Raw genomic sequence first — 2,252 nt, forward strand, 5'->3', positions numbered from 1 at the left:
CGTCGCGCGTTTTTTTTGTGCCTCGTCTTTTTGTAGGAGCGCACCCCGTGCGCGAAAAGCCTATGAAGCGGTTTCATCACCTCTGCGGTCGCGCACTGGGTGCGCTCCTACAGGGTTTACGTAGTCACGCCGCCAGCAGCTCCGCCAGATGCACCGGATCGCGCGCCAGGGCATGCGCACCGGCTTTTTCCAGCTCCTCGCGGCTGCCGAAGCCCCACAGCACGCCAAGGCCGCGCACGCGATTGGCCACGGCGCCATCAATGTCGAAATGACGATCGCCGATCATCGCCGTTTCATCCGGCTTGGCGCCAAAATCCTCGAGCGCGGCACGGATCATCGTCGCCTTCTCGCTATGCGCGCTCGAGGGGTCAGGGCCGTATAGACGGCTGAACGCCTTGCCGAACGGCAGGTGTTCGATGATCGGCCGCGCATGCCGTTCCGGCTTGCTGGTGACCACGGCGAGCGTGTGCCCGGCCGCCTGCAGGCGTTCAATCATCATGTCGATGCCGGGATAGAGGGTGTGCTCCTGCCAGCCGATCGCATGGAAGCGCTCGTGGTAGTACTCCACCGCCCGCTCGATGCGTTCGTGGTCATGGTCGAGCAGCGGCGCAAAGCTGTGGCGCAGCGGTGGGCCGATCCAGTGGCGCATCTGGGCCGGGTGTTCCACGCCCAGCTGCGTCAGCGCATGGCGGACGCAGCCCAGGATGCCGACTTCCGAATCGATCAGGGTGCCGTCGAGGTCGAACAGACAGAGCATTACTTGCCTGCGCGAGCCTTGAGGGCTGCCACGGCCGGGAGTTCCTTGCCCTCGAGGAACTCGAGGAAGGCGCCGCCACCGGTGGAGATGTAGGACACCTCATCGGCGATGCCGTACTTGTCCACGGCCGCCAGCGTGTCGCCGCCGCCAGCGATGGAGAACGCCGGCGATGCCGCGATCGCGCGGGCCAGCGTTTCCGTGCCATGGCCGAAGGCGTCGAACTCGAACACGCCGACCGGGCCGTTCCACACCACGGTGCCGGCCTTGGCAATCATCTCGGCATAGCGGCGGGCGGTCTCGGGGCCGATGTCGAGGATCATCTCGCCATCCTTCACCTGGTCGACCGGCTTCACCGTGGCCGGGGCGTGCGCGGAGAACTCCGGCGCCACCACCACGTCGACCGGGATCGGCACGTCGGCGTTGCGGCGCTTGGCGTCGGCAATGACCTTCTTGGCCGCCGGGATCAGATCCGGCTCGTACAGCGAATTGCCGACCGAGTAACCCATGGCGGCGATGAAGGTGTTGGCGATGCCGCCACCGACGATCAGCTGGTCGACCTTGCCGATCAGGTTTTCGAGCAGGGTGAGCTTGGTGGAGACCTTGGAGCCCGCCACGATGGCCAGCAGCGGATGGGCCGGCTGCTCCAGCGCCTTGCCCAGCGCGTCCAGCTCGGCCGACAGTAGCGGGCCTGCGGCGGCGATCGGGGCGAACTTGATCACGCCATGGGTGGAGGCCTGGGCGCGGTGCGCGGTGCCGAAGGCGTCCATGACGAAGATGTCGCACAACGCGGCGTACTTCTTCGAGAGCGCCTCGTCGTCCTTGCCTTCGCCGACGTTCATGCGACAGTTTTCGAGCACCACCACTTCGCCGTCGGCCACCTCGACGCCGTCGAGGTAGTCGGCGACCAGGCGCACCGGCTGGCCCAGCTTGTCGCCCAGCCACTTGGCGACCGGCGCCAGCGAGGATTCCGCATCGAACTGGCCTTCCTTCGGACGGCCCAGGTGCGACAGCACCATCACCTTGGCGCCGGCATCGCGGGCGGCCTTGATGGTGGGCAGGGACGCGTCCAGGCGCTGGGTGGAGGTGATGTGGCCGTTCTCGATCGGCACGTTCAGGTCTTCGCGGATCAGCACGCGCTTGCCGCGCAGATCAAGATCGCTCATGCGGGTAACGGACACGGCGGAACTCCCTTGGCTTGGATTCACAGGGCGCCAGCAGGCGCGAATCGCGTATTGTCCCGCCCGTTCCCCGGCTATGCAAACCACACGGCAGGTATCCTAGCCGGCGGGTATTTCCCTTCGAGGACACAGGCATGGGCCAGGATCGGGTGTTGTACGGCTATTGGCGCTCCAGCGCCGCCTATCGGGTGCGCATCGCGCTGAACCTCAAGGGGCTGGATTACGAATCGCATGCCGTGCATCTGGTCAACAACGGCGGCGAGCAGCACGCACCCGAATACACGGCGCTCAACCCGCAGGAGCTGGTGCCTTGCCTG

The 2,252-nt window shown here is 66.1% G+C and carries 3 protein-coding genes; 1 reads left to right on the forward strand and 2 read right to left on the reverse strand.

From position 1 onward, the window contains the following. Positions 1 to 124: 124 nt before the first annotated feature. On the reverse strand, positions 125 to 757 hold the full coding sequence (locus JMF82_RS21785) for an HAD hydrolase-like protein (RefSeq protein WP_201316616.1): 633 nt from the start codon (positions 755 to 757) through the stop codon (positions 125 to 127). Further along, the gene (locus tag JMF82_RS21790) at positions 757 to 1,935 is read right to left on the reverse strand and encodes a phosphoglycerate kinase (protein ID WP_201316617.1); all 1,179 of its coding nucleotides are present in this window, start codon (positions 1,933 to 1,935) and stop codon (positions 757 to 759) included. Before JMF82_RS21790 ends, JMF82_RS21785 begins: the two co-directional genes overlap by 1 nt. Positions 1,936 to 2,069: 134 nt before the next feature. Here JMF82_RS21790 and JMF82_RS21795 point away from each other — a divergent pair. After that, positions 2,070 to 2,252 (forward strand): glutathione S-transferase N-terminal domain-containing protein (locus tag JMF82_RS21795; protein WP_201316618.1); only part of this gene is annotated, 183 nt, incomplete at its 3' end.

Origin of the sequence: Dyella sp. EPa41 (assembly GCF_016586165.1) — a bacterium.
Taxonomy (GTDB): Bacteria; Pseudomonadota; Gammaproteobacteria; order Xanthomonadales; family Rhodanobacteraceae; genus Dyella.